Source organism: Actinomyces dentalis DSM 19115 (assembly GCF_000429225.1).
In the GTDB taxonomy this organism is placed as follows: Bacteria; Actinomycetota; Actinomycetes; order Actinomycetales; family Actinomycetaceae; genus Actinomyces; species Actinomyces dentalis.
This window is the reverse complement of the sequence record NZ_AUBL01000029.1, coordinates 1-24409: the sequence shown is the minus strand read 5'-3', so window position 1 is coordinate 24409 and position 24409 is coordinate 1. Positions and strand designations below refer to the sequence as shown.

General features: G+C 73.0%; 22 protein-coding genes. 10 read left to right on the top strand and 12 right to left on the bottom strand.

Going from position 1 to position 24409, the window contains the following annotated elements; genetic code table 11:
• Window positions 1-146 precede the first annotated feature (146 nt).
• Both G446_RS0107730 and G446_RS0107725 read right to left on the bottom strand, forming a co-directional pair.
• The gene (locus G446_RS0107730) at window positions 147-380 is read right to left on the bottom strand and encodes a YlcI/YnfO family protein (protein WP_026409728.1); all 234 of its coding nucleotides are present in this window, start codon (window positions 378-380) and stop codon (window positions 147-149) included.
• Window positions 381-1146: 766 nt separating this feature from the next.
• The gene (locus G446_RS0107725; protein ID WP_051285763.1) at window positions 1147-1851 is read right to left on the bottom strand and encodes a DNA alkylation repair protein; all 705 of its coding nucleotides are present in this window, start codon (window positions 1849-1851) and stop codon (window positions 1147-1149) included.
• A gap of 114 nt (window positions 1852-1965) precedes the next feature.
• Between G446_RS0107725 and G446_RS0107720 the strand changes: the two genes are divergently transcribed.
• Window positions 1966-2895, top strand: a complete 930-nt coding sequence (locus G446_RS0107720) for a fructosamine kinase family protein (RefSeq protein WP_026409726.1) — start codon at window positions 1966-1968, stop codon at window positions 2893-2895.
• A 478-nt stretch (window positions 2896-3373) separates the two neighbouring features.
• Complete coding sequence (locus G446_RS21430) at window positions 3374-3781, top strand: helix-turn-helix transcriptional regulator (RefSeq protein ID WP_342664147.1); 408 nt, start codon at window positions 3374-3376, stop codon at window positions 3779-3781.
• Here G446_RS21430 and G446_RS0107710 read toward each other — a convergent pair.
• From G446_RS0107710 to rho, 6 genes are all read right to left on the bottom strand, one after another.
• A complete protein-coding gene (locus G446_RS0107710; protein ID WP_026409724.1) occupies window positions 3718-4110 on the bottom strand; it encodes a VOC family protein in 393 nt (130 codons plus the stop codon). The two genes, G446_RS21430 and G446_RS0107710, sit on opposite strands and share 64 nt — an antisense overlap.
• Before the next feature lie 162 nt (window positions 4111-4272).
• Window positions 4273-5151: a N5-glutamine methyltransferase family protein gene (locus tag G446_RS0107705; protein ID WP_026409723.1), complete on the bottom strand. Its 879-nt coding sequence runs from the start codon at window positions 5149-5151 to the stop codon at window positions 4273-4275.
• Entirely contained in the window at window positions 5148-6236 is a 1089-nt protein-coding gene (gene prfA / locus G446_RS0107700; RefSeq protein WP_026409722.1) for a peptide chain release factor 1, read from the bottom strand. The genes G446_RS0107705 and prfA overlap by 4 nt, the downstream gene beginning before the upstream one ends.
• A gap of 173 nt (window positions 6237-6409) precedes the next feature.
• Complete coding sequence (gene rpmE, locus G446_RS0107695; RefSeq protein ID WP_026409721.1) at window positions 6410-6622, bottom strand: 50S ribosomal protein L31; 213 nt, start codon at window positions 6620-6622, stop codon at window positions 6410-6412.
• Between the two features lie 231 nt (window positions 6623-6853).
• The gene (locus G446_RS20600) at window positions 6854-7981 is read right to left on the bottom strand and encodes a hypothetical protein (RefSeq protein ID WP_211228263.1); all 1128 of its coding nucleotides are present in this window, start codon (window positions 7979-7981) and stop codon (window positions 6854-6856) included.
• A gap of 928 nt (window positions 7982-8909) precedes the next feature.
• Window positions 8910-10919: a transcription termination factor Rho gene (gene rho / locus G446_RS0107685; protein ID WP_026409720.1), complete on the bottom strand. Its 2010-nt coding sequence runs from the start codon at window positions 10917-10919 to the stop codon at window positions 8910-8912.
• Window positions 10920-11505: 586 nt separating this feature from the next.
• Between rho and G446_RS16660 the strand changes: the two genes are divergently transcribed.
• Window positions 11506-12882: a PAS domain-containing protein gene (locus G446_RS16660; RefSeq protein WP_034469674.1), complete on the top strand. Its 1377-nt coding sequence runs from the start codon at window positions 11506-11508 to the stop codon at window positions 12880-12882.
• 159 nt (window positions 12883-13041) lie between these two features.
• On the opposite strand, the gene thrB is transcribed toward G446_RS16660, so the two are convergent.
• Together thrB and G446_RS0107670 are read right to left on the bottom strand one after the other, a co-directional pair.
• A complete protein-coding gene (thrB, locus tag G446_RS0107675; protein WP_026409719.1) occupies window positions 13042-13950 on the bottom strand; it encodes a homoserine kinase in 909 nt (302 codons plus the stop codon).
• A gap of 3 nt (window positions 13951-13953) precedes the next feature.
• Window positions 13954-15288 (bottom strand): homoserine dehydrogenase, encoded by a 1335-nt coding sequence (locus tag G446_RS0107670; RefSeq protein WP_051285761.1) that lies wholly within the window; start codon window positions 15286-15288, stop codon window positions 13954-13956.
• A 315-nt stretch (window positions 15289-15603) separates the two neighbouring features.
• On the opposite strand from G446_RS0107670, the gene G446_RS0107665 reads away from it, so the two are divergent.
• The 7 genes from G446_RS0107665 (at window position 15604) to G446_RS0107635 (ending at window position 23586) form a co-directional block, all read left to right on the top strand.
• Entirely contained in the window at window positions 15604-16320 is a 717-nt protein-coding gene (locus G446_RS0107665) for an ECF transporter S component (protein ID WP_051285760.1), read from the top strand.
• Window positions 16317-18212, top strand: coding sequence for an ABC transporter ATP-binding protein (locus G446_RS16655; protein ID WP_051285759.1), 1896 nt, complete (start codon window positions 16317-16319; stop codon window positions 18210-18212). Before G446_RS0107665 ends, G446_RS16655 begins: the two co-directional genes overlap by 4 nt.
• Window positions 18209-19027 (top strand): energy-coupling factor transporter transmembrane component T, encoded by an 819-nt coding sequence (locus G446_RS16650; RefSeq protein ID WP_051285758.1) that lies wholly within the window; start codon window positions 18209-18211, stop codon window positions 19025-19027. The genes G446_RS16655 and G446_RS16650 overlap by 4 nt, the downstream gene beginning before the upstream one ends.
• Window positions 19028-19149: 122 nt before the next feature.
• Window positions 19150-20964 (top strand): ABC transporter ATP-binding protein, encoded by a 1815-nt coding sequence (locus G446_RS0107650; RefSeq protein ID WP_169721276.1) that lies wholly within the window; start codon window positions 19150-19152, stop codon window positions 20962-20964.
• Window positions 20961-22739 carry an ABC transporter ATP-binding protein gene (locus tag G446_RS21320; protein WP_051285757.1) on the top strand — a complete coding sequence of 593 codons (1779 nt, stop codon included), beginning with the start codon at window positions 20961-20963 and terminating at the stop codon, window positions 22737-22739. Before G446_RS0107650 ends, G446_RS21320 begins: the two co-directional genes overlap by 4 nt.
• Window positions 22740-22822: 83 nt before the next feature.
• The gene (locus G446_RS0107640; RefSeq protein ID WP_083470766.1) at window positions 22823-23188 is read left to right on the top strand and encodes a type II toxin-antitoxin system Phd/YefM family antitoxin; all 366 of its coding nucleotides are present in this window, start codon (window positions 22823-22825) and stop codon (window positions 23186-23188) included.
• Window positions 23185-23586, top strand: a complete 402-nt coding sequence (locus G446_RS0107635) for a PIN domain-containing protein (protein ID WP_026409714.1) — start codon at window positions 23185-23187, stop codon at window positions 23584-23586. Before G446_RS0107640 ends, G446_RS0107635 begins: the two co-directional genes overlap by 4 nt.
• 125 nt (window positions 23587-23711) lie before the next feature.
• Here G446_RS0107635 and G446_RS0107630 read toward each other — a convergent pair whose 3' ends face one another.
• Window positions 23712-24005, bottom strand: a complete 294-nt coding sequence (locus G446_RS0107630; RefSeq protein WP_026409713.1) for a hypothetical protein — start codon at window positions 24003-24005, stop codon at window positions 23712-23714.
• A 161-nt stretch (window positions 24006-24166) separates the two neighbouring features.
• Window positions 24167-24409 (bottom strand): hypothetical protein (locus G446_RS20310; RefSeq protein WP_034469670.1); only part of this gene is annotated, 243 nt, incomplete at its 5' end.

Here is a 24409-nt window from a genome sequence, read left to right as displayed (position 1 = left end):
GGGCCGGGCGGCCCAGTTCCCCCACCCCGAGGAGCAGCCGACGCCCGCCCGGTCATCCGGTCTGCCGCGCCACGGCTACGGCGCCGCCCAGCCCACCCGCTCCGGGCCCCGCCGGCGCCCGCGCGATCGTCCGGCGCGCTCCGGGTTCAGGCGCTCCGACCGAGTTCGTTCTCAACGGCGCGCCGGATCCACGAGGAAACGGATCGGTCGTCGGCATCGGCGCGTTCCCTGATCCTTTGGAGAACCTCGGGGGAGAACCTCACGGGGACCGGCGCAGAGAGTCTCCTCGACCGCCTCCGAGGGGGCCCCTGCGGCACCTGGTTGGCGGCCTGGGCGAAGAAGTCGTACTCCTGCTCCGCAGCCGCGGGGTCAATACTCATGTCGATCCTTTCTGCAGACAACGGTCGTGTCGGTCGGGTCGTCCTCGGCGCGTCCCGTCCCGGGGAAGTCGAGGATGCGGTCCGGGACCCGGCGCACCTCCGCCTGAGCCCCGCCTCCGGGGAGTCGGCCTGCCCGCTGGCCGCCGCGTCACCGACGCCGTGCCTGAGTCCCGCCCCCGGGGGAGTCGTTTCGGTGATGTCACCTGGGCTCGCATTGTGCCAGGTGGGATCGCGCGGATCGAGCGCAGATGGATTTCGTCGCGCTGGGCTCGCACGGCGCGAGGTGGGGTGGATTCCGTTGAGCTGACCTGGCATTACGCAAGCCGGGCCCGGCCCGCGCCGGCCCCGGCCGCCCCGGGATTGGTCCGGGAACCGGCCCGAGGTCGTCGCGGACCCGATCCCGATCCCGTCCCGCCCCGGCCGACCGCGAGCACGTCACCTAACCCGCGAGCACGTACCCCTGGCAGACGTTCTCGCGGGTTACCCGGCGATCTCGCGGGTCGGGTGACGATCTCGCGGGTTACCCGGCGATCTCGCGGCCCGGACGGCGTCCCGCTGGCGGACCCGGACAGTCCCGACGACGAGCCTATGGCCCGCACCGACTCCGGGCCAGCGCGGACCGAATGGCTGACCAGCCCGACGGCGAGGACGGCGAGGCGCCGACTCCAGGGGCGTGGCGCCGCCCTTCTGGCCGGGCATGGGCAGAGAGCCGAAGAAGGAGTCCATCGCGCTGCGCCCAGCCTGTACTGGCGCGCGGCGCCGCCCTTCACAGGTGCTTGAGGGCCTCTCGACGGCTGAGTGGCGACAGGCGCGGGTGGCTGTCGACGAAGCGGCGGACCCAGACGGGTGCGGTGCGGGCGTAGTCCCGCAGGGCCCAGCCGATGGCCTTGCGGATGAAGAACTCCGGGTCCTCCTGGTTGGCCTCGATGACGTCGCTCAGCAGGCCCGGGTCGGTACGGTCCTTGTGCTGGAGCTGGCAGATGATCGCGCTGCGCCTGACCCACAGGTCCTCGTCGCGTGCCCAGCGGCGCAGGTGCTCGTCCTCGTCGGGATGCGCGAGCAGCACCGCCCCGACGGCGTGGCTCGTCTCGTCCACGAGGTCCCACCAGGCACCGGTGCAAAGGAAGTGCCGGTAGAGGTCCAGGGCCTCGACCCGCTCGACGTGCTCACCTCCAAGGCGGGCACGGACGACAGCGAGCACGGCGAGACGCTCCTCACGCCGCTCGGCCTCGTCCCACAGGCGGCGCAGCGTCGTCTCCCAGGTGGCGGCCCCCTCCCACAGCCACGGGTGGCGCCGCGCCAGGTCAACGGCCAGGCGGCGGGTCTGAGGGACGCCGACGCCGTACATCGGCATCTGCGACTTGAGATAGCGCCGGGCCTGCTCGGCGCGCTGCGGGTCACCGGCCTGCGCCAGCCCGGCGCGCAACTCCTCCTGGAAGGTGTCGACGGCCGCCGTGGGCTCAGCTCTCATGCGCCCAGTATCGCAGTCCCCGTGCCCGAGCGGGTGCCGCGGACGGTTGTCGGCGGCAGCCCCTCGGGGCGCCCGGCGCCCCCGCCTGCGGCCGGGCGTGGAAGGCTTGCCCCCATGAGCAGCCGGTCCGACACCGTGATTCGCAAGACCGACGAGTTCGCCGGGGCGACCCGTCTGGAGGCCCAGGGGCTTGAGTGGCTGGCCGCGGCCATGACCGACGGCGGCACGCACGTCGTGCCGGTCACAGTCGGCGACGGCTGGATCGAGGAGCCCCGGCTGAGCACCGGCCGGGTGACGCCCGGGACCGCTCGGGCCCTCGGCCGGGCCCTCGCGGTGACGCATGCCGCGGGCGCGCCCGCATTCGGCGCGGCCCCTCCCGGCTGGGACGGGCGCACCCGTATGGGGCGCTCGAACATCCGCCTGCGCCCGCACGCGCCGGAGGCACCGGAGGACGAGCCCCGCCCCTGGGGCCGCTTCTACGCCGAGGACCGGATCGCGCCCTACATCGGCCCGGGCCGGGACGCGGGCTCACTGACCCGCCGTGAGGCCGGGCTCATCGAGCGGGTGTGCGCTCGTCTGGCCGACGGCGACTTCGACGCCCCGCAGCCCGAGCTCACCCGCCGCTGCGCCCAGGAGCGCGGGGACCGTGTTGCGGTGGCTCGCACCCACGGGGACCTGTGGACCGGTAACGTCCTGTGGGTGCCGGCCGCAGAGGCGGCCTCCTGGGCTCCCCAGGGGGCCGGATGCGGACCCGGCGACGCTGACCGCGGCGCTCGCTCGGGGGCGGGCGACGAGGTTGTCGGCGTGCTCATCGACCCCATGGCCCAGGGCGCGCACGCGGAGACGGACCTGGCGGCGCTGAGCGTCTTCGGCCAGCCCCACCTGGAGCAGATCTACGCCGGCTACAACGAGGTGTCCGCCTTGGCGGACGGCTGGCAGGAGCGGGTCGCGCTGCACCAGCTGCACATGGTCATGATCCACGTCTACCTGTTCGGCGGCGGCTACGGGGCTCAGGCGGCCGCTCTCGCGCGCCGTTACGCCTGAGGCCGCCTTCGGGGCGGGCTCACCGGACCACCCGGCCGTGGACGGATCCCCCGGGCCCCACGAGAACGACCGCGCCCTCTCGCTGCACCACCTGCCAACGCGACCTTTTCACCTTGGAGATCCACCCGTGGCAGCCTCTCTGGACTCGCGTCGCTCGCAGCTCCACGATAGAGACGTGTATTCCGAGACGGTCCTGAGTGAGCAGCGCACGCTCTGGCGATCGGTGGGCGGCAGCGCTGCCATCATTCCCGCTGACGGATGCGTCGACCTCATCGTCCGCAGCGGGCAAGTGCTCCTGTGCGGCCCGCAGACTCGTGTCATCCGCGCTCCTGCCGACGTCGTTCACCCCACTGTCGGTTTGAGGCTGGAGGCGGGCACCGCTCGCGGGAGCCTGCCCGTGGCACTCAGCGAGCTGAGGAACCGAGTAGTGGAGCTGCGCACCGCGTTGGGGTCGGAGGCGGCTGTCCTGTACGACCTGATGATGCGAGCGAGCAGCGCTTCCCGGCCGGACCTCGTGCTCTCTGCGCTGCTTGTCGACCAGGCGGAGCCGTGGGTGACGACGACGCGCCGACTCGCTCGGAGCGGAGCATCAGCCCGAGAGGCCGCCCGGGCCCTGGACTGGTCGGAACGCACGCTTCGCAGACGAATGCTGAAGAACTTCGGCTACGGGTACGCCACTTTGGTACGTGTCGAGCGAGCGCACCGGGCGCGCTCGCTCCTCCAGCGGGGACTTTCACCAGCCGACGTCTCAGCGATGACGGGTTATGCGGATCAGTCGCATCTGACCCGTGAGTTCGCGCGCATGGTCGGGGTGACACCGGCTCAGTTCTCCGAGGCCGCGAAGAGATCGACGCTATTGCCATCAGGGTCGAGTACCGTGGCGTAGCGCTGACCCCAGGGGGCGTCCCACGGCTTCGTGCGACCTTCGTATCCCGCTCCGGTGAGCCTGGCGTAGGCGTCATCCACGGCGTTCACCGTCCCCTGGTCAAAGGCCAGGGCGATGCGATGGCCTCCCGAGGGCGACTCATAACCGGGGTCGAGACTGCGAATGAGATCGATGGTGTCCCATGCCAGAACGGTGCCGTCCTCGAGCCTGGTATCGACATGCGACTCGTCGCTCCCATCAGGAACGGGCTCGCCAAGCAGACGGTAGAAGGCGAGCGAGGCGGACATATCGCGAGTCACGATGCCGATGAATCCGAGTCGTAGTGCCATAGCCCCACCGTATGCCGTCTACATCACCGCGTCTTGAACAAAACGGCCTCTCCCGAGGACGTGACCGACCCGGCTCGGCCTGGTGAGGCTCCCTGCCCGCCTGATGAGGCCGCATCCGCTCACACCGCAGAGTCTCAACGCCGTCGGCTCCGCCGGCAGGGCTTACCGCACGGCCCGCAGGAAGCGGTCGCGGCCGGTGAGGTCCTGCCCGGTGGAGGCCTCACGGAACCCGACGGCCAGGGCCGCCTCGCGCAGGGCCCGTCCCTGTCCGGCGTCGTGCTCCATGACGAGCAGCCCGTCGTCGTGCAGCAGCGCGGCCGCCCGGCGCACGAGGGCCACGGGCAGATCCAGACCGTCATCCCCACCGCCGAACAGCGCCAGGCGGGGGTCGTACGACACGGTCTCGACGTCCTCGAGCGCACCCGCCGGCACGTAGGGCGGGTTGGTGACGACGACGTCGACGCTCCCATTCAGATCGGCGAGCGTGGAGGGGGCGGCGGCGTCGGCCTGGACGACGCGCACCCGTCCGGGCGCGTGCCACTCGCAGGTGTCGACAGCGGCGGCGCAGGCCTCGTCGGCCAACTCGACGGCGATCACGCGGGCGGCGGGAACCTCGGCGGCGACGGCGGCCGCGATGGCACCGCTGCCGGTGCACAGGTCGACGACGAGCGGACCGCCGGCCACTCTCCCGCGCTCACGCGCCAGGACGGCCTCAATGGCGACACCGGCCACGACCTCGGTCTCGGGACGCACGATGAAGACGCCGGGGCGGCACTCGAGCTCGAGGCCGCGGAAGAACATGCGTCCCGTGATGCGCTGCAGCGGCTCACGCGCCTCACGCCGTCGGAGGGCCTGGGCGTAGGCGGCGGTGAAGGCGGCGTCGGCGCCGTCGGCCAGCGGCAGTGGGCGGCCCAGCAGCCACTCGGCCAGTGCACGGGCGTCATGCTCCGGGGAGGCGACGCCGGCGACCTTCAGCCTCTCCCCCGACTCGCGCACGAGCCGGCGCAGCGCGTAGCGGTCGAGGGCGCCGTCGCCCTTCACGCCCGCCCGACCGCGGCCAGGCGCGCGGCCTCGTCCATCTCGATGGCGCTGGCGATGACGGGTCCGAGATCGCCGTCGAGCACCGCGTCCAGGTTGTAGGCCTTGTAGCCGGTGCGGTGGTCGGCGATGCGATTCTCGGGGAAGTTGTAGGTGCGGATCCGCTCGGAGCGGTCCACCGTGCGCACCTGACTGCGGCGCGCCTGCGCCTCGGCCTCGGCGGCGGCGGCCGCCCGCTCGGCCAGGAGCCGGGCCCGCAGGACCCGCATGGCCGCTTCCTTGTTCTGCAGCTGGGACTTCTCGTTCTGCATGGACACGACGATGCCGGTGGGCAGGTGGGTGATGCGCACGGCCGAGTCGGTGGTGTTGACGGACTGTCCGCCGGGCCCCGAGGAGCGGAAGACGTCGATGCGCAGGTCGGCGGCGTCGATCTGGAGCTCGCCGGGGTCGTCGGCCTCGGGCATGACCAGCACGCCGGCGGCGGAGGTGTGGATGCGCCCGGCCGACTCGGTGACGGGCACGCGCTGGACGCGGTGGACGCCGCCCTCGTACTTCAGGTGCGCCCACACCCCGTCCTGGGGCTGCGCGGACCCGCGGGTCTTAATGGCCAGGCGCACGTCCTTGTAGCCGCCCAGCTCGGAGTCGGTGGCGCCCAGGACCTCGACGGCCCAGCCCATGCGCTCGGCGTAGCGGGTGTACATGCGGGCCAGGTCGGAGGCGAACAGGGCCGATTCCTCGCCGCCCTCGCCGGCCTTGACCTCGATAATGACGTCGCGGGCGTCGTCGGGGTCGCGCGGGACGAGGACCTCGCGCAAGCGATCGGCGGCGTCGGCCTCGGCCTCACGCAAGCCGGGCAGCTCGGCGGCGAAGTCGGGGTCGTCGTCGGCCAGCTCGACGGCGTCGGCCAGGTCCGCGCTCGCCGTCTCCCAGGCGCGGTGGGCGGTCACGACCCGGCCGAGCTCGGCGTAGCGGCGCCCGAGGCGGCGCAGGACCCCGGGGTCGGAGGCGACGGCGGGATCGGCCATGTCCCGCTCGATGGCGGCGTACTCCTCCAGGAGGGGCCGGACGGCGGAGAAGTCCTCACTCATGAGCATCCTGTGGGGTATTCGGGGGGTGTAGCGGTTTCAACCGATTCGCCGGCCGCTCGAACCGCCTCCGGCGGCGGCTTCGACCGTTCCCGGCGCCGGAGGGCGGAAGGAGCCGGACGCGACGACGCCGACGGCGGCCACATGGGGCCTTCCGTCGGCGTCGGGCGGGTCATCTACTTCTTGCGCTTACCGTAGCGGGCCTCGAAGCGAGCCACGCGGCCACCGGTGTCGAGAATCTTCTGCTTGCCCGTGTAGAACGGGTGGCAGGACGAGCACACGTCGACCCGGATCTCACCGGAGGTGACGGTCGAACGCGTCTCGAAGGTGTTGCCGCAGGTGCACGTGACCGTGGTGGGCACGTAATCGGGGTGGATCCCCTGCTTCATGGTGTCTCCTTAAGCCATCAGAGGGCCCCGGGTCCCGCGCCGGTGCCGCGCAGGTGAACCGGAAACCGGTCGGCGATTATGCCACGGCGAATCGACGACTCACAACGACGCCGTCGGTGAGACCGCACACCTCGCTCCGCAACGTCATCGGGCCCGGAAGAACCGTGTTGGTCCTCCCGGGCCCGATGACGACCGGTGGGTCAGGTGCTCGTCGCCCTCGCGGCTCTCGCCTCAGGCGCGACGACGGCGCGTGGTGCGCAGAACGATGGCTCCCCCGGCCACGAGGAACGCGGCCACCAGGCCGATGGCCAGGGCCGCCGTACCCGTGTGGGCCAGCTCGGGAGTCCCCGCCGGCGCAGGGGCCGCAGCCGGAGCGGCGGGCTCGGGCGCCGCAGCCGCGGGAGCAGCGGGCGCAGCCGCGGGAGCAGCGGGCGCAGCCGCGGGCTCGACCGGCTCGGCGGCGGGCTCAACGCCCTCCGCGGGCTCGGTCATCGCAACCGGCTCGCCGGCCGCGGTCCCGGACGGGTCGCCTCCGCACTTCGCCTTCTCGTGGCACTCCGCCATCACGTTCGCGGAGCCCTCGAAGTCCCAGTCGTAGTGAGCGACCGTATCACCGTTCGCATTGACGATGACGAAGTCATAACCCCGATACAGGGTTCCGACGTTCGCGGTCATGAGGTACTGGAGCACGCGGACGTCTCCGGCCTTGCCCGACGCCGGCAGTTCGCCAATAAGCACCTGGTCGTCCCAGACCTGGAGGGTGTAGGAGCCATCGACCTCGATCTTGACCGTGAGCGTCAGGAGGCAGCCGTCGCGGGTGACGCCGAGGATCACGGCGCCATGGAGCAGGGCCGGGTCAATGCCAACCTGGTCGCTGATGTCGATCAGTTCACCGTCCTTGGGGTTAGCGGGCGCGGCGGCGGGCTGAGGTGCGGGAGCCGCCGCGGGCGCAGGCGCCGCGGGGGCGGCGGGCGCAGGCGCCGCGGGAGCGGCGGGCTCGGCCGCAGGCGCAGCAGGTGCAGCGGGCTCAGCCGCGGGGGCGGCGGGCTCAGGCTCGGCAGCCGCCGGGTCGGTCACCTCGGGCTCGGTCACCTCGGCCGGCGCCGCCGGGTCGGTCACCTCGGGCTCGGTCACCTCGGCCGGCGCCGCGGGCTCAACCACCTCGGGCTCGGTCACCTCGGCCGGCGCCGCGGGCTCAACCACCTCGGGCTCGGTCACCTCGGCCGGCGCCGCGGGCTCAACCACCTCGGGCTCGGCCACCTCGGCCGGCGCCGCGGGCTCAGCGGGCGCCTCGGCCTCAGCGGCGGGCGCAATGACGTCGGCGGGATCCGCCGCCTCTTCCGCGGATGCCGGCGCCATGATGCAACCGACGAGAAGAGCGGCAGTCGCACCGGCGATAAAGGTTCGTCGCATAATGACTGTCCTTCGTTCTGGGGTCAGAAGCAGATCCAGATGTCTGCGTCTTCACGGTAACAGGGAATCTCATAACCCCACAAGAATAAGAACTGAGACTGAACGCGTTCTCCCCCTCCACAACGGACCAAGGTCCCAAATTTCGTCTTTTGTCGACGCGTCTTAGCAATGGTATTGCAAGGTCCGTGCTCATTTAAGCGGATCCAGGATCCGGCGCCGTGTTCGAATTGCCGACGGACGAATCCCGACCGGGAGAAGCGCGTCCGAAGGGGTCCGAGCAGGATCGGCGACCAGGATTCTGATCCGATTCAATCGCCACTGACCCGCCATCTCGATCCCCGCACGACCCGGGGATAAGCCCGCCAGAATAACGTTTCCCCGGGGGCGTCGAGGTTCCGGCCTTGAATGCGAGACGCCTCTCGACGCGCGCCGGCGGACCCCGTCGATGCGGTTCCTTTCAAGTGATCGCGCGTGCGCGAGAGCGAATGATCGAGAGGCCGCGAGGAGACCCACCGGGATGCCGGCGAGCCAATGATCGACCAACCCGGTCCTCGATATCGTCGGTGCGCTGACGGAGGTGCGGGTCGGCGGCGCCGGCCCCGATCGGAACCCGTACGCCCCGCGCGCCCCACCGGCCTCAGGTTCCTCGCCCTCCGACCCCGCTCAAGACGAGAACCGGTCTCGCCCGAAGCGAAAATGGCGCTCCGGGAGGAGCGTTCCGCCCCGCACCCCACCGCACCGCGGTCAGAACCGCGCAATCATGCGAACGTCTTCGAGCGCATCCGAGATGCCGGCCCGAACGATCCTCCCAGAACGCCACAATGCGGAGCGGCGCACGAGGAGCACCGGGCGGGCCGGCCCCGCCGGCGGACTCTCAGGCGAGCTTGGAGTCGTCGTCGGCGTCGGCCAACGAGGAGCCCGACGGCGTCGTCTTGGAGATGACCATGAGGAACTCGGCGTTGGACTGGGTCTCCTTGAGCTTGCCCAGCACCAGTTCCAGGGCCTGCTGCTGCTCCAGCCCGGTGAACAGGCGGCGCAGGCGCCACATGATCTTGAGCTGGGCGGGATCGATGAGCAGCTCCTCACGGCGGGTGGAGGAGGCGGCCACGTCCACGGCCGGGAAGATGCGCTTCTCCGCCAGCTGGCGCGACAGGCGCAGCTCCATATTGCCGGTGCCCTTGAACTCCTCGAAGATGACCTCGTCCATCTTCGAGCCGGTCTCCACCAGGGCCGTGGCCAGAATCGTGAGCGACCCGCCGTTCTCGATATTGCGGGCGGCGCCGAAGAAGCGCTTGGGCGGATACAGGGCGGAGGCGTCCACGCCGCCGGACAGGATGCGCCCCGACGCCGGCGCGGCCAGGTTGTAGGCGCGTCCGAGCCTGGTGATGGAGTCCAGCAGCACGACGACGTCCTGACCGAGCTCGACCAGGCGCTTGGCCCGCTCGATGGCGAGCTCGGCGACGGTCGTGTGGTCCGAGGCGGGGCGGTCGAAGGTCGAGGCGATGACCTCGCCCTTGACCGTGCGCTGCATGTCCGTGACCTCCTCGGGGCGCTCGTCGACGAGCACGACCATGAGGTGGGCCTCGGGGTTGTTGACGGCGATCGCGTTGGCGATCTGCTGCAGGACGATCGTCTTGCCGGCCTTGGGCGGGGAGACGATGAGTCCGCGCTGGCCCTTGCCGATGGGGGCGACCAGGTCGATCACCCGCGGGGTCAGGGCCTTCGGCGTGGTCTCCAGGCGCAGCTGCTCCTGCGGGTAGAGCGGGACGAGCTTGGTGAACTCAGGGCGGCGCCGGGCCCGCTCGGGCTCCATGCCGTTGACGGCCTCGACGCTCACCAGCGGGTTGTACTTCACGCGCCCGGCACGGTTGTTGCGGCGGTTGTTGCGGCCGCCGCCCCCGGGGTTGGCGGTCTCCCCGCCCTCGCGGACCCAGCCGGTGATGGCGTCGCCGGCGCGCAGGCCCGACTCCTTGATCTGCTGGCCTGAGACGTAGACGTCCTTGGGGCCGGGCAGGTAGCCGGAGGTGCGCAGGTAGGCGTGGTTGGCGTCGGCCACGTCGAGGATGCCGGCCACGGGCAGGAGGACCTCGTCCTCGCGAGCGGCGCGGGAGGAGCCGGAGCCCTCGCCCTGGGCGTCGCGGTCGCGGTCGCGGCGCTTGCGGCCCCGACGGCGGCGTCCGCCGCGGCCCTCGTCCTCGTCCCAGGACTCGCGGCCCTCGCGGCCCTCGGTGGCCTCGTCGCGGCGCTTGCGCTCACTGGGCTCGACGGCGGGGGTGCCGGTGGCGTCGGCGAGATCGCGCATGAGGGCGGCCTTGGCGTCGAGGTGGTCCTCGGAGGAGTTCGGCTGGTCCGCGCGGGCCTGCCGCTCGGGGGAGCCGCCGGCGGCCTGGGCCCGGCGGCGCGACCGGCGCGAGCCCTCCGCGGGGCCCCGCTCCTCGCGCTCGGGGCGGTCCGCGCGCTCACGGCGCTCCCAGCGGGACGGGTCGGCGGACTGAGCCGGCTCCTCCGCCGCGCGCTCGGCGCGGGCGGGGGGCAGGTCGAGTTCGAGGGCGGGGGCCTCGACGTGCTTCGGGGCGCCGGCCTGAGCGGTGGCGCGGCGCCGGCGCGGCCGAGCCCCCGCGGCCGAGTCGGGCTCGGCCTGGGCGGGGGCGCCGTCGGCGGGAGCGGCGGGGCCCGTCTCGGGCCCGGGCTCGGAGCCGGCGACGGGTACGGCGTCGTCGACGATCTGGGGCGCCGCGGCACGATCATTATGACGAATCGCGGTGATGAGTTCGCTCTTGCGCATGCGGGAGATCCCCTTGAGACCCATGGAGGCGGCGAGCTGTTGGAGCTCCGCCATGCGCATGGTGGACAGCGAGGCGGGGGCGCTGGAGGTCTCGGTCACGAGTGTCCTTCTGGTGTGGGTGTTGCCGGGACCGCCGGGTGGCGGAGTGCGCGGCAGGTGTGGGACGTCCCCGGAGCCGATCACGGGGAGGAGTCGTGCACCGCGGGGTCCGGGGGCGGCGACCCGTCGGCCCGATGGCTGGTGCTGCGACGGCGGTGCGGTTCGATCCGCAAGGCTGTCGCGTACACTCTAGCAGCGGTCGCGCCTCGCCGGTAATCCCAATCCGTGGCCTGCCTCTCATGATCCCTCCCCCGGCCCCGCGCGGGCGGCGGGCGGCCGGCGGCACGAGGGCGGGGAACGGGCGGGAACGGGCGGCGGGACAAGGAGATCGCCGTCGGATCCCGAGCCGACGCCGGGAGGGGCAGCCGTCGCGGAGAGCGAAATAGTGTAGCAGAGCGAACACGTGTTGAAGGTCTACTCCATATAACGATTGCATCTCGGTTATGATAGGGGCGACCCGAGGACGGGGATCGCGAGACCGGATCCGCGCGCCTCGTGCTCGATGTCGGTGCTCGGCCGCTCCGCCGGCGCCGCCAGCGATGAGCCCCGTCCCGTCACAACTAGAAGAACGGGAAGAACGGGAAGCATGCCTACCAACACCCCCACGGGAGCGGTCCGCGAGGTCGGCGTCGATGAGATCTTCTTCTCGACCACGGACGCCAAGGGCGTCATCGAGCGGTCGAATGATGTTTTCGTGCGCCTGTCCCGATCCGAGCGCGAGCAGCTGATCGAGGTGCCGCACAACCTCGTCCGGCATCCCGAGATGCCGGACGGCGCCTTCCACGCCATGTGGGCGACGCTTCAAAAAGGCCAGCCCTTCGCCGCCTACGTGCGCAATCTCGCCGCCAACGGCTCCGAGTACGACGTCTTCACCACCGTCACGCCCCTGCGCTCGGGCGGCTACCTCTCCGTGCGCACCCGGCCGGTGTGCGAGGAGCTGTTCTCCAAGGCCTACGAGATCTACGACGACGCCCGCGCCACGGAGGACCAGGCGAAGGCCGACGGCGCCGACCGCCGTCAGGCCGCCGAGCAGGGCGCCGCCCGGATCCTCGACCTGCTGGACAAGGCGGGGCTGCCCGACTACGAGGCCTTCCAGAACACGGTGCTGCCGGCGGAGGTGGCCGGGCGGGAGGAGCTGAGCGCGGGGCTGCCCTCGCGGCCCGACGCCGACGGGCCGCTGGCCCAGATGCTGCGGGCCGTCACCGCCTTCAGCGCCGGGCTGGACGAGTGGATGACGCAGCTCGACGAGCTGGCCCACCTCGGTGTTCAGCTCCGCCGGGCCGGCGAGCGCCTGTCCCAGGCGGTCGACTCCCCCGCCCTGTCGGCGCAGACCGTCTCCGCCCTGGACCAGGACGACCCGCGCGTCGCCCAGCTCTCCCAGCTGCTCAATCTGTGGTTGGAGATGCAGGGCATCGTGGGCACCCAGGCGACCCGGCTGCACGATGTACTGGCCCAGATGGAGTCCGTCATAGGCCGCACCCGCTTCAGGATCGCCCTGGCCCGGCTCCACGCGACCGCCACCGCGTCCTTCATCGTCGAGATCATCGATGGCGCCGATGGCGCCGCGGACGACGACCTCTCCCAGGGGGCGATCACGGATCTGCTCGACGCGCTCGAGGACGGGGTGACGGATCTGGAGGTCCAGGTCCGCGAGCATCAGCGGCTCACCGAGGACACGACGACGGCGATCGCGCAGGCCCAGCGGATCCTGACGATCCCCCGCCAGCTCCTCATGCTGTGGACCGCCAGCCCGCAGGCCTCGGATCCCGACCTGCCCGAGGCCGCCCAGGAGCTGTCCCGCACGGCCGAGCACACGGTGTCGACCTCCGGCTCGACGCTGGAGGACCTGGGCCAGCTGGCGGCGCGCTGCCGGGAGCTCGACGTCGACGAGCCGACCCGGGAGCTGCGCGAGCACCTGACGGCTCTGCGCGAGGCCCTGCGCTCGACCGCGCACGCCGACTGACCGCGCGTCCCCGTTCCGCCCCGCCCGCCCCCTCGCCGGGACGACCGCGGACTCGACACCGGGACCGGCCGGCCGCGCACGCCGAGTCATCCACAGGATGTGCGTTCTCCGCCGGTTCCGCGTGACTTCTCCGCCGGTTGCCGGTGAAGGGGCGGGCGGTCAGTCGGCCGGCAGCAGGCGCGCGCCCGCGAGGTCGATGCCGGGGCTCAGCACCGTCCAGCCGTGGCGCTCCAGGGCCAGGCGCATCTGCGGCGCCATGTCCGCCAGAACCAGGACCGTCGGGCCCGCGCCGGAGATGACCGCCGGGTAGCCCTGGGCGCGCAGGGAGTCCATGACCGCCATGGAGGCCGGCAGCACCCTGCGCCGGTACTCCTGGTGCAGGCGGTCCTCCGTGCCCGCCATGAGCAGGTCCGGCCTGCCGGCCAGGGCCAGCATGAGCACGGCCGCCCGCGAGGTGTTGAACAGGGCGTCGGCCCTCGGAACCGAGTCGGGCAGGACCTTGCGGGCCTCCTCCGTGCTCAGGCGCGTCGTCTCCGGCGGCACCAGAAGACTGACCGGCAGCTCGGCGTCCACCGGCATGGGCGCCATCCGGGGGGCGCCGTCGGCCTGCGTCCAGGCGACGGTGGCGCCGCCGAAGACGGCGGGGGCGACATTGTCCGGATGCCCCTCGAATTCGGTGGCCCGGGCGAAGACGAGGTCGTCGTCGAGCGCCTCGGGATCGGAGATCAGGCCCCGGGCGAGCATGAGCCCGGCGACGACGGCCGAGGCGGACGAGCCCAGGCCGCCCCCGTGCGGGATCCGGTTGACGCAGCGCATCTCGAAACCGGCCTGCGGGGCGCCGACGGCCTCCAGGCCGTCCCGCAGGGCGCGCACGACCAGGTTGTCGTCATCGGTCGGCACCGTGCCCGCCCCCACCCCCTCGATCTCGACCCGCGTCGGGCCGGTCACGGGGCGCACCTCGACCTCGTCGTAGTAGCGGAAGGCCATGCCGAAGGAGTCGAAGCCGGGCCCCATATTGGCCGTGGTCGCGGGCACGCGCACCGCGGCGGACTCGTACGCCAGGCGCATGCTTCACTCGCCCTCCACGCGCCGCACGGAGACCACGCCCAGGACGCGCTCCTCCTTGCGCAGGGCCTCGACGGCGGCGTCGAGGTGGAAGACGGCGGCCGGGTGGGTGACGATCGTGACGATCGCCTGCTCGGCCCCCACGTACTCGTTCTGGCGCACGGAGTTGATGGACACGTCGTTGACGGCGAAGGCGCCCGCGAGCGCGGCCAGGGAGCCGGGCTTGTCGTCCACGCGCAGCTGGATCTGGTAGCGGGTGATGGCGGACTCGGGCCCCAGGATCGGCAGGTCGGCGTAGCAGGACTCGCGGGGGGCCCGCCCGCCGTGGACGCGGTGGGCGGCGGCGGCGACGACGTCGGACAGGACCGCGGAGGCGGTGGGGGCGCCGCCCGCGCCCTGCCCGTAGAACATGAGGCGCCCGGCCGACTCGGCCTCGACCAGGACGGCGTTGAAGGCGCCGTGGACGGAGGCGAGCGGGTGGTCGGTGGGGACGAGGGCGGGGTGGACGCGCACGGAGATGCCGCGGGCGTGGTCGTCGTCGCGGCGCTGGGCGATGGCCAGGAGCTTGATCTCGCAGCCGGAGGCGTGGGCCTCGCGGATGTCGCGGGCGGTGATGGAGCGGATGCCCTCGACGGTGACGTCGTCGAGGCCGACGCGGGTGTGGAAGGCGAGGGAGGCGATGATGGCGGCCTTGGCGGCGGCGTCGAGGCCGTCGACGTCGGCGGTGGGGTCGGCCTCGGCGTAGCCGAGCTCCTGGGCGCAGGCGAGGGCCTCCTCGAAGGACAGGCCCTTGGCGCTCATCTCGTCGAGGATGTAGTTGGTGGTGCCGTTGACGATGCCGAGCACGCTGGTGACCCGGTCCCCGGCCATGGATTCGCGCAGGGCGTAGACCACGGGGATGGCGCCGGCGACGGCGGCCTCGTAGTAGAAGTCGGTGTCGGCGGCCTCGGCGGCCGCGTAGAGCTCGGGCCCGTGGGCGGCGATGAGGGCCTTGTTGCCGGTGATGACGCTGGCGCCCGCCTTGAAGGCCGCCAGGATGAGGGTGCGGGCCGGTTCGATGCCGCCGATGAGCTCGATGACCAGGTCGTTGGAGGTGGCCACGGCGATGGCGTCGGTGGTCAGGAGCTCGCGCGGGACGGCGGGTTCGCGCGGGGCGTCGAGGTCGCGCACCGCGATGCCGGTGATCTCCAGGCGGGCGCCGGAGCGGGCGGCGAACTCGGGGCCCTGCTCGCCCAGGAGCCGGATGACCTGGGTGCCGACGGTGCCGGCGCCCAGAACGCCGACGCGCAGTACCGGTGCGGCGTCGGGATGGGCGGGGGCCTGCGGGTGCTGCTCAGTCACGGTGAACCACCTTGGAGGATGAGGCATGTCGAGGAACGACGACGTCGGGGCCCAGCATAGGGCCGCGGCGCGCATATCGGTCGGATGTCCCGTCGCATCGCGGTCCTTCGCGTCGGCGGCGCGGGGCCGCCGGCGTCGGGGCCGGGGCCTCCGTCGCCGGGACCGGGCCGGACGGGGGTCTTCGGCATTGGGGCCGGGGCCGGTCCTCGGCGGGGAGATGACGCGACTTGCACGTAATGAGAACAAATCTTATCTTGTGCCAGTCTTGCCTAACTCATCGGCGCCCCGGGGCGCCCTCGACCCTTGGGAGCAGCCGTGGATCATACCGCCAGTCGCACAGTCGAGCCCGAACCGGCCGGCTCCGAGCCTGACAGCCGCCCGGCCGGCTCCGAGCCCGCGCCCGCTGACTCCGCGCCGGCCGAGCCCGACGGCCGTCCGGCCTCCGCCGGCCCGGCCGAGCCCGTCATCCGCTCCTCGGCCCGCGGGAGCCTGCGCGACTCCATCCTGGGGACCCGCAACCTCATGACCGTGGCCGCCCTCGGCGTCGTGGGCGCGATCATGATCGTCCCGCTGACCTACCTGTCCCTCGCCGTGGCGATCAACCCGCGGGGCATTCTCATCATGTGCGCCCTCATGGGCGCCTGGATCATCCCCTACCTCCTGCCCGGCGTCATTGTGAACAAGCCCGGCGTCTTCATCATCAGCGGGTTCGTCATGGGCGTTATCGCGGCCTTCCTCACCCCGCAGGGCCCCACGGCGATCCTCGGCAGCGTCATCGGCTCCCTGTACGTGGGCGCGCCGGTGGCGGTCCTGCGCTACCGGCACTGGGCCTGGTGGGTCTACGCCCTCTCCGGCGTCATCTTCGGCGGGCTCAACGCGGCCGCCTACGGCAAGGGGTTCGGCGTGGCCCTGACCGGCGGCCAGGTGACCCTGGGCGTCGTGCTCGCGATCGCATCGTGCTGGGCGGGCGCGGGGGTCTGCCTGCTGCTCAAGCGGGCCCTGGCGCGAACCGGCGCGGGCGTCTCCCGGTGACGGCACCGGCACCCGCCGGGCGGACCCGGGAGGCCGGGACGGACGCCGTCGGGCCTCTCGCCCGCCTGGACCGGGTCAGCGTGCGCTACGCCGGCACCGGGACGTGGGTGCCGCAGGGCGTGACGCTCGACCTGCCCGCCAGCACCACGACGCTCCTGCTGGGCCCCTCGGGCTGCGGGAAGTCCACCGTCACGCTCACCCTCAACGGGCTCGTGCCCCACTCGGTGCCCTCCGACTACCGCGGCAGCGTCCTGGTGGGCGGGCAGGAGGTGGCCGACGCCGATATCGCCCACCTGGCCCGCACCGTGGCCATGGTCATGCAGGACCCCGACTCCCAGGTGGTCACCACGCGGGTCCTGGACGAGGTCTGCTACGCCCTGGAGAACCTGCGGGTGCCGGCCGACCGGATCGAGCCGCGGGCCATGGGCGCCCTGGAGGCGGTGGGCATGGCCCGCTTCGCCCGGACGAACCCCTGGGAGCTCAGCGGCGGGCAGCGTCAGCGGGTGGTGCTGGCCGCGGCCCTGGCCGTCGAACCGGCGCTGCTCGTGCTCGACGAGCCCACCGCCAACCTCGACCCGGCCGGTTCGGCCGACTTCTACGCGCTCCTGCCCGTCCTCAAGGAGCGGGGCACGGCCGTGCTCGTCGTCGAGCACGACCTGGACGAGCTCATCGGCGCCATCGACCACGTCATCGCCCTGGACGCCGACGGCGCCACCATCGCCGTCGGGCCCCCGGACGAGGTCTTCGGCGCCCACGGCCGGGCCCTGGCCGCGGCGGGCATCCGCCTGCCCACGGCCGTGCGCCTGCACCAGCGCCTGGCCGCGCGCGGCCTGCTCGAGGGCGCGCCGCTCCAGGGCGGCGACGGCGCGCCGCGCGTCCCGTTGACGCTCGACGACGCCGCCCGCGAGCTCGCCGCCTCCCGCCTGGGACAGGGCTCGGCCGCCCCGCCGGATCGAGGCGCCGGCAAGGGGCCCGACGAAGACGGATCCGCAGCGGCAGGACCGCGTCGCGACGAACCCGGGGCGGCGGGGGCGCGCAACCGCGGGCCCGGCGCCGCGGACTCCCCCGGGGAGGGCGCCCGCGACCGGGGCGCGCAGCCGGTCCTGGTCGCCCGGGGCCTGAGGGTGCCGCGCGGGCGGGGGCGGCATCGCCACGAGGTGCTCCACGACGTGTCGCTGACCGTGGAGCGCGGCCAGATCCTCGCCGTCGTCGGCGTCAACGGCTCGGGCAAGTCCACGCTCCTGCGGGCCCTGGCCGGACTGGAGCGGTGGACGGCCGGGGAGGTGAGCGTGGCCGGGCGACGGCGCCGTCCCGGCCGCACCGGGCGGGCGGTCACGCTCGTCATGCAGAACCCGGAGCACCAGTTCCTCGAGCGCACCGTGCATGACGAGCTCGCCCACGGCATGCGCCTGGAGGGCGACGAGGAGGACGCCGTGGAGCGGGCCGTGGCCGGGATGCTCGCGCGCTTCGACCTGGTCGACCGGGCGGGGGCCAACCCCTTCCTGCTGTCGGGGGGCCAGCAGCGGCGCCTGTCCGTGGCCTCCGTGCTCGGCGAGCACCGCGAGGCGATCTGCCTGGACGAACCGACCTTCGGCCAGGACCGCCGCAGCGCGGAGGCCCTCATGGCCCGCCTCCACGACGTCGCCGCCGACGGCGCGGGCCTGGTCATCGCCACCCACGACATGGAGCTGGCCGCCGAGCACGCCGACCGCGTCCTGGTCCTGGCGGCCGGGCGGGTCCTGGCCGAGGGCCCGGCCCGCGAGGTCCTCGCCGACGCCCCGCTGCTGGAGCGGGCCGGTCTGCGCCCGCCGGCTCTGGTCACGCTGACCCGCGCCGCCGCGGCCCTGAGGGCGACGGTCCCCGCCTGCGCGTCCTGGAAGGAGCTCGTATGAGCGATGCACCCGCCGTCCCGCCCGCCGAGGAGCGCGGCCCGGGTCTGGCCGCCCCGCTGGCCCTCGATCCGCTGTCACCCTTCGCGGCGATCATGCCGATCGTCGTCGCCATCGCCATCATGACCACCCCGACCCCGGCGCTGTGGACGCTCGGGGCGGCCCTCGTCCTCCTCGTCCTGGCGGATCTGCGGCGCGGTCCGCTCCTGGCCGCCGCCGTCCTGGCCCTCGCCGCGCTCATCGGCGCGCTCCTGGCCCTGTCCACCCCCGTTGAGCGGGTGGGGGCCTCCCCCGTCGTCGCCGACGTGCTCGGCGCGGACCTCCAGCGCAACCAGGTGCTCGCCGGAGCGAGGCTGGGGGGCAAACTCGGGGCGGCCCTGTCCCTGTTCCTGCTCACCGGTCTGCTCGCCGGGCCGCAGGACCTGCTGCGGGCGATGGTGGCCCACCTGCGCGTGCCCTACCGCGTCGCCTACGCGGGCGTGGCCGCCCTCGGCTTCCGCGAGCGCTTCGCCATCGAGTACCGCGTCATCCGGGAGGCGCACGACCTGCGCGGCACGCGGGCCCCGCTGCCCCTCCTGCGCCCCCTGGTGCGGCGGTGGACGGCGGTGCCCGCGCTCATGGCCGGGGCGGTGCGCCACGCCGAGCGGGTGTCCATGTCGATGGATGCGCGCGGCTTCGGCGCCTACCGCCACCGGACCGAGCGCTCGACGCCGCGCTGGCGGTGGCGCGACACGCTCCTCATCCTGGTCTGCTGGGCGCTGGCCGCCGCCATTGTCGTGCGCTTCGGCGGCGACGGCCTCGTCCTCCACGACGTCTGACGCGCCCGCCCGCCCTGACGCGCCTATCGCCCGCGGACCGCCCTCCTATAAGGTGAGCCTCACCTGGCCTTCGCGGGCCGGGGTCCCCCGTCCCCCACCGGAAGTCCGCCATGACTGGAGCAGTGATATCGCAAGCGGCCGCATCCGGTGCGCCGACCACGGCCGACGCACCGGGCGCGGGCGGCGCGGAGCCGTCCGGCGCGCCGGACCCGATCGGCCTCAAGGGGCTGCTGGCCCCGGTCCTGCCGGCGATCGGCCTGGCCTTCGCCTGCGGCGCGGTCGGCGCGGCCCTGGGCCTCCTGCCGGCGATCGGCGTGACCGCGCTGGCGCAGCGGGCCCTGGCCGGCACGCTCACCGCCGCCGCGGCGTGGGGCTGGGTGGCCGCCATCGCCGTCGGCCTCATGGGCGGGCACATGATCTACCTGTGGGGCACCGGCTACGCCCACCGGGTCGAGCTGCGCTTCCGCACGGACCTGCGCCGCCGCATCGCCGTGCAGCTGGCGCGCCTGCCGCTGGGATGGCACACGGAGGAATCCTCCGGGCGGGTGCGCTCGACCATCACCGAGGACACCGCCAAGGTCCACACCCTCATCGCGCACTTCGGCTCCGACCTGGGCCTGGCGGTCGGGGCGCCCGTGGGCGGCCTGATCTACCTGCTGACCCGCTCCTGGCCGTTCGCCCTGGTGCTGCTGGCGTGGCTGGTCGTGACCGTCTCCATCACCGGGGCGCTGTCCGCCCGCACCATGGAGCAGATGACCGAGGCCTTCACCGAGTCGGAGAAGCAGCTGGCCGGCGCCGCCGTGGAGATGGTGGACGGCATCGCCGCCGTCAAGGCCTTCGGCCTGGGAGAGCGGCTCTTCGGCCGCTTCTCGACGGCGCTGGAGCGCTACACGCGGGCCTCCTACGAGTGGATGCGGGGTCCCGGGCGCCCCATGGCGGTGCTCAGCGCCCTCATGAGCCCCGCCTTCATGCTCGTGCCCATTATGGTGACCGGCTGGGTCATGGCGGGGCGCGGCATGATCGAGCCCGTCGGGGTGCTGCCCTTCCTGCTGGTCGGGGTCGGCCTGCCGTCGGGCGTGATGAACCTGGCCTCCCTGAGCAATAATCTCATCGAGGCGCAGGACGCCGCCCGGCGCATCGGGGAGCTGCTGGCCGAGCCGGTCCTGCCCGAGCCGCCCGCCCCCGTCCCGGTGGGGCGTGACGCCGACGGCGGCGTGGGCGTCGTCTTCGATCACGTCTCCTTCCGCTACCGGGCGGGCGATCCGCTCGTCCTCGACGACGTGCACCTGGAGCTGCGGCCCGGGACGGTCACCGCCATCGTCGGCCCCTCGGGCGGCGGCAAGTCCACCCTCGTGCGCCTGGCCGCCCGCTTCTGGGACGTGGAGTCCGGCGGCGTGCGCCTGGGCGGAACGGACGTGCGCGACGCCTCCAGCCAGGACCTGCTCTCCTGCACGGCCATCGTCTTGCAGGAGGGCGGGATCCTCGCCGACACCGCCGAGGAGAACATCCGCCTGGCCCGCCCCGGCGCCACCCGCGAGGAGGTGGAGGCCGCCGCCCGGGCCGCCCGCATCCACGAGCGGATCCTGGCCCTGCCCCGCGGCTACGACACCGTCCTGGGCGCCGCCGGCGCCCGCCTGTCCGGCGGGGAGCGCCAGCGCATCGCCATCGCCCGCGCCTTCCTCGCCGATGCCCCGGTCCTCCTGCTCGACGAGGCCACCGCCCACGCCGACCCGCACTCCGAGCGCGAGATCCAGGAGGCGCTGGCCGCCCTCGCCGCGGACCGCACCGTCCTGGTCATCGCCCACCGCCTGGCCACCGTTGTCGACGCCGATTCCATCGTCGTGCTCGACGGCGGGCGCGTCGTCCAGACCGGCACGCACCGCGAGCTGCTCGCCGCCGGCGGGCTGTACCGCACCCTGTGGGAGGCGCAGCAATGATCGCCAGACTCGACCGCTACCTGGGCGGGCACTCGCACCTGAGGGGGCTCATGGCGGCCCACGGGCTCGCCGGGCTGCTGCAGGGCGCCGCCCTGGGACTGCTCGTCCCCTTCCTGAGGGCCTTCCTGTCCGGCGAGCGGGGGGCCGCCGGCGCCTGGCTGGTGCGGATCGTCGTCGCCGCCTGCGCCTCCGCGCTCATCAGCGCCGCCGCCACGGTGCGCTCCTATCGGATCGGGGCCGACGACGTGTGCGGCGGACTCATCCGCGCCGTCGGGCAGAGGATCCAGCAGCTGCCGCTGGGCTGGTTCGACTCGGCCGCCACCGGCCGGGTCTCCGCGGCCACGTCCACCAGCATCCACGCCCTGTCCCACCTGCCCTCGCTGGTGCTGCCGCAGATCGCCTCCATGACCGGGTCGGCGGCGGCGATCGCCGCCGTGGCCCTGTGGCAGGAGCCGCGCATGGGGCTGGCCATGATCATCACCCTGCCCGGGTGCGCGTGGGCGCTGCGGCGGCTGCGGCGCGCGGTCGTCGGGGAGCACCGCCACCACGAGGAGTCCACGCGGCGCCTGGCCTCGCGGGTGCTGGAGTTCTCCCGCCTCCAGCCCGTCCTGCGGGCGACCGGAGCCTGCCGCGACGGCTGGGGGCCACTGGAGTCCGACCTGGAGGAGGACCGCCGGGCGGCGGGCCGGGCCATGGGCGCCAAGGGCCCGGCGGGCATCGCCTTCCACACCCTCGTGGAGGCGGGCATGGTGCTGGCCGTGGCCGTGGGGGCGTCGCTGCTGCTGGGCGCCCGCGTCGATCCGGCGGTCTTCGTGGCCCTGTCCCTCATGGCGGTGCGCTTCGCGGACCCGGTGGGCATGCTCGCCTTCTACGTGGACCCCGTGCACGAGGCGGGCGTGGCCCTGGAGTCCATCGGCTCCATCCTGGACGCGCCGGTCATGGACGAGCCCGCCCCCGGGGAGGAGTCGGTGCCGGAGGCGCCCTACGACGTCGTCCTCGACCGCGTGTCCTTCGGCTACACGCCCGGACGGGAGGTCATTCACGGCGCGTCCCTGTCCTTCCCCGCCGGCGGCGTGACGGCGCTCGTGGGGCCGTCGGGCTCGGGCAAGTCGACGATCGCGCGACTCGTGGCCCGCTTCTGGGACGTGGACGCCGGGAGCGTGAGCGTGGGCGGGGTCGATGTGCGCTCGGCGCGGATCGATGCGCTCATGGAGCGGGTCGCCATGGTCTTCCAGGACGTCTACCTGTTCGATACGACGATCGAGGAGAACGTGCGCATCGGGCGGCCGGGGGCGAGCGCGCAGGAGATCCGCGAGGCGGCCGGGCGGGCGGGGCTCGCCGAGGTGGTCGAGCGCCTGCCCCGCGGCTGGGACACGCGGGTGGGCGAGGGCGGCTCGGCCCTGTCGGGCGGGGAGCGCCAGCGCGTGGCCATCGCCCGCGCCTTCCTCAAGGACGCGCCCGTGCTGCTGCTCGACGAGGCGACCAGCGCGCTCGACGGCGCGAACGAGGCCGCGGTGACGCGGGCCATGGAGGAGCTGAGCGCGGGGCGCACCGTCGTGGTCATCGCGCACCGGCTGTCCACGATCCGCCGGGCCGACCGCATCGTCGTGCTCGTGGACGGGGCCGTCGAGGCGACCGGCTCGCACGCCGAGCTCTATGCGGCGGGCGGCACCTACCGGCGCTTCTGGGACGACCAGGAGGCCATCGCCCGGTGGCGGCTCGTGGGTCCTCCGGCGAAGAACGAGGAGGCGCCGGAGGCGAGCGGGCGAGCGTGAGGAGCCGGGGCGGGCCGGTTGCGCCGAGGGGGAACGGGATCCGACCCTTTGTAGAACAAGTAGGACAACGGTAAACTCATGTCATGAATGCACAGCCCATTGTCCCGCCGCCCGTTCCGACGACACCGCACGACCCCGAGCCCGCCCCCGCCGAGGGCCCTGACGGAACCGTGAGCCTGCGGGAGCTCAACCAGCGTTCGGGACGGGTGGTCGGCGCTGTCATCGAGTCCGGCCGGCCCGTCGTGATCACTGACCGAGGCCGCCCGGTGGCGCAGATCGTGCCGATCCGCGCCGACGAAACGCCGTACGAGCGCCTTCTGCGCGAGGGCAGGATTCGCAGGGCGACGCGACCCTCAGGGTGGGAGGAGTGGCGACGACCGCGTCGTCGGGCCCCCGAAGGCGTTGACCTCATGGCCGCCCTCATGGAGGAGCGCGAGGAGGAGCGATGATCTATGTCGACAGCTCGGTCCCACTGCTCGCACTCATGGAGCAGACCGGCGGAAGCGAGGCGGCGGCGGCCCTGGACGAGCACCGGGGTGAGGCGCTGCGGAAAGTTTCCTCCGCGCTTCTGGATGTTGAGGTGTCACGCGCACTGCGACGCGAGGGCCTGGATCCGGCATTGGCGGACGCCCTGCTGGACTCGATCGACCTCGTAGTGATCGACGACGAGGTGGTTCAGCGGGCGAAGGCGCTCACGGGAGAACTCAAGTCCCTCGATGCGATCCATCTGGCGACGGCGCTCATGCTGGACCATCCGCGCGACCCGGTCGTACTCCTCACCCACGCCGCGCGCCTGGCCGAAGCCGCCCGCGCCCATGGTCTGGAGGTCATCGACCCCGCTGCCTGACCGGGCGCCGTCGTGAACAGATCGGTCCAACTGGCGGAACGGCACGATTTGATGCCGTGCAACGGCGTCGGAGCCCTGTCGTCCGGCCGCAGCGGTGCGCGCCGGGGCGGGGTCCGCGATCGGATCTATAAATCAACGTGCGGCAGGAGCCCGGATTGATCGCGCCGTCGCAGGGCCCTGACCAGGCGCACGGTCAGCGTCGACCAGCCGGTGAGGCCGAACAGGATCGCCACCACCCCCCTCGCCTGGAGCGGGAGATGGATGCTGACCACGAGGATCAGGCCCAGCAGGGCGCAGGTGGCCACGGCCCAGGCGGCCGCCGCGTTGCTCTCCAGAACGGTGTGCCGCCCCTCGGTCGGGGCGGCCTCCCGGCCCCAGGCCGGGGGAGGGATCTCCAGTGATGATCGTGCGATGTCCATGGGGCGAGTGTAAGGAGACTCTCACCCATCGAGTAGGTCCAAAGGGCAGTATTTTCACATTGCTAGCTCCTCCTGAAGAAGGAGGGACGTCCTGGACGGCTCTGACCACCGGCTTACGTGCGTCTTGCACGCAACGGGAGATCTTGGGCGGCGCGAGCGGGTCAGGTCTCGGAGGATCCGCTGTCGAGGATTTTGGCAATACGGTCTCGTTCGGCGCGCAGGGACTCGGCGCGCTCCGCGTCGCCCAGCTGCTCGACGACGCCGGCGAGATTGCTGAGAGAAATGACGAGATCACGGAGGGATTCGGGCGTCCCCAACGAATCCGCGAGATCCCGGGCAAGATCCAGGGACTCCTCATAGGCCCGCCCCGCCGCACCCCAATCACCACGAGCCTCCGCCACCCG

Coding starts and splice junctions, on each gene's coding strand:
- G446_RS0107635 (WP_026409714.1), top strand. CDS start 23,185: ATGATCTATGTCGACAGCTCGGTCCCACTGCTCGCACTCATGGAGCAG.
- G446_RS0107710 (WP_026409724.1), bottom strand. CDS start 4,110: ATGGCACTACGACTCGGATTCATCGGCATCGTGACTCGCGATATGTCC.
- G446_RS0107720 (WP_026409726.1), top strand. CDS start 1,966: ATGAGCAGCCGGTCCGACACCGTGATTCGCAAGACCGACGAGTTCGCC.
- prfA (WP_026409722.1), bottom strand. CDS start 6,236: ATGAGTGAGGACTTCTCCGCCGTCCGGCCCCTCCTGGAGGAGTACGCC.
- G446_RS0107725 (WP_051285763.1), bottom strand. CDS start 1,851: ATGAGAGCTGAGCCCACGGCGGCCGTCGACACCTTCCAGGAGGAGTTG.
- G446_RS16650 (WP_051285758.1), top strand. CDS start 18,209: ATGAGCGATGCACCCGCCGTCCCGCCCGCCGAGGAGCGCGGCCCGGGT.
- thrB (WP_026409719.1), bottom strand. CDS start 13,950: ATGCGCCTGGCGTACGAGTCCGCCGCGGTGCGCGTGCCCGCGACCACG.
- G446_RS0107630 (WP_026409713.1), bottom strand. CDS start 24,005: ATGGACATCGCACGATCATCACTGGAGATCCCTCCCCCGGCCTGGGGC.
- G446_RS21430 (WP_342664147.1), top strand. CDS start 3,374: ATGATGCGAGCGAGCAGCGCTTCCCGGCCGGACCTCGTGCTCTCTGCG.
- G446_RS20600 (WP_211228263.1), bottom strand. CDS start 7,981: ATGGCGCCGGCATCCGCGGAAGAGGCGGCGGATCCCGCCGACGTCATT.
- G446_RS0107730 (WP_026409728.1), bottom strand. CDS start 380: ATGAGTATTGACCCCGCGGCTGCGGAGCAGGAGTACGACTTCTTCGCC.
- rpmE (WP_026409721.1), bottom strand. CDS start 6,622: ATGAAGCAGGGGATCCACCCCGATTACGTGCCCACCACGGTCACGTGC.
- G446_RS0107640 (WP_083470766.1), top strand. CDS start 22,823: ATGAATGCACAGCCCATTGTCCCGCCGCCCGTTCCGACGACACCGCAC.
- G446_RS16660 (WP_034469674.1), top strand. CDS start 11,506: ATGCCTACCAACACCCCCACGGGAGCGGTCCGCGAGGTCGGCGTCGAT.
- G446_RS21320 (WP_051285757.1), top strand. CDS start 20,961: ATGATCGCCAGACTCGACCGCTACCTGGGCGGGCACTCGCACCTGAGG.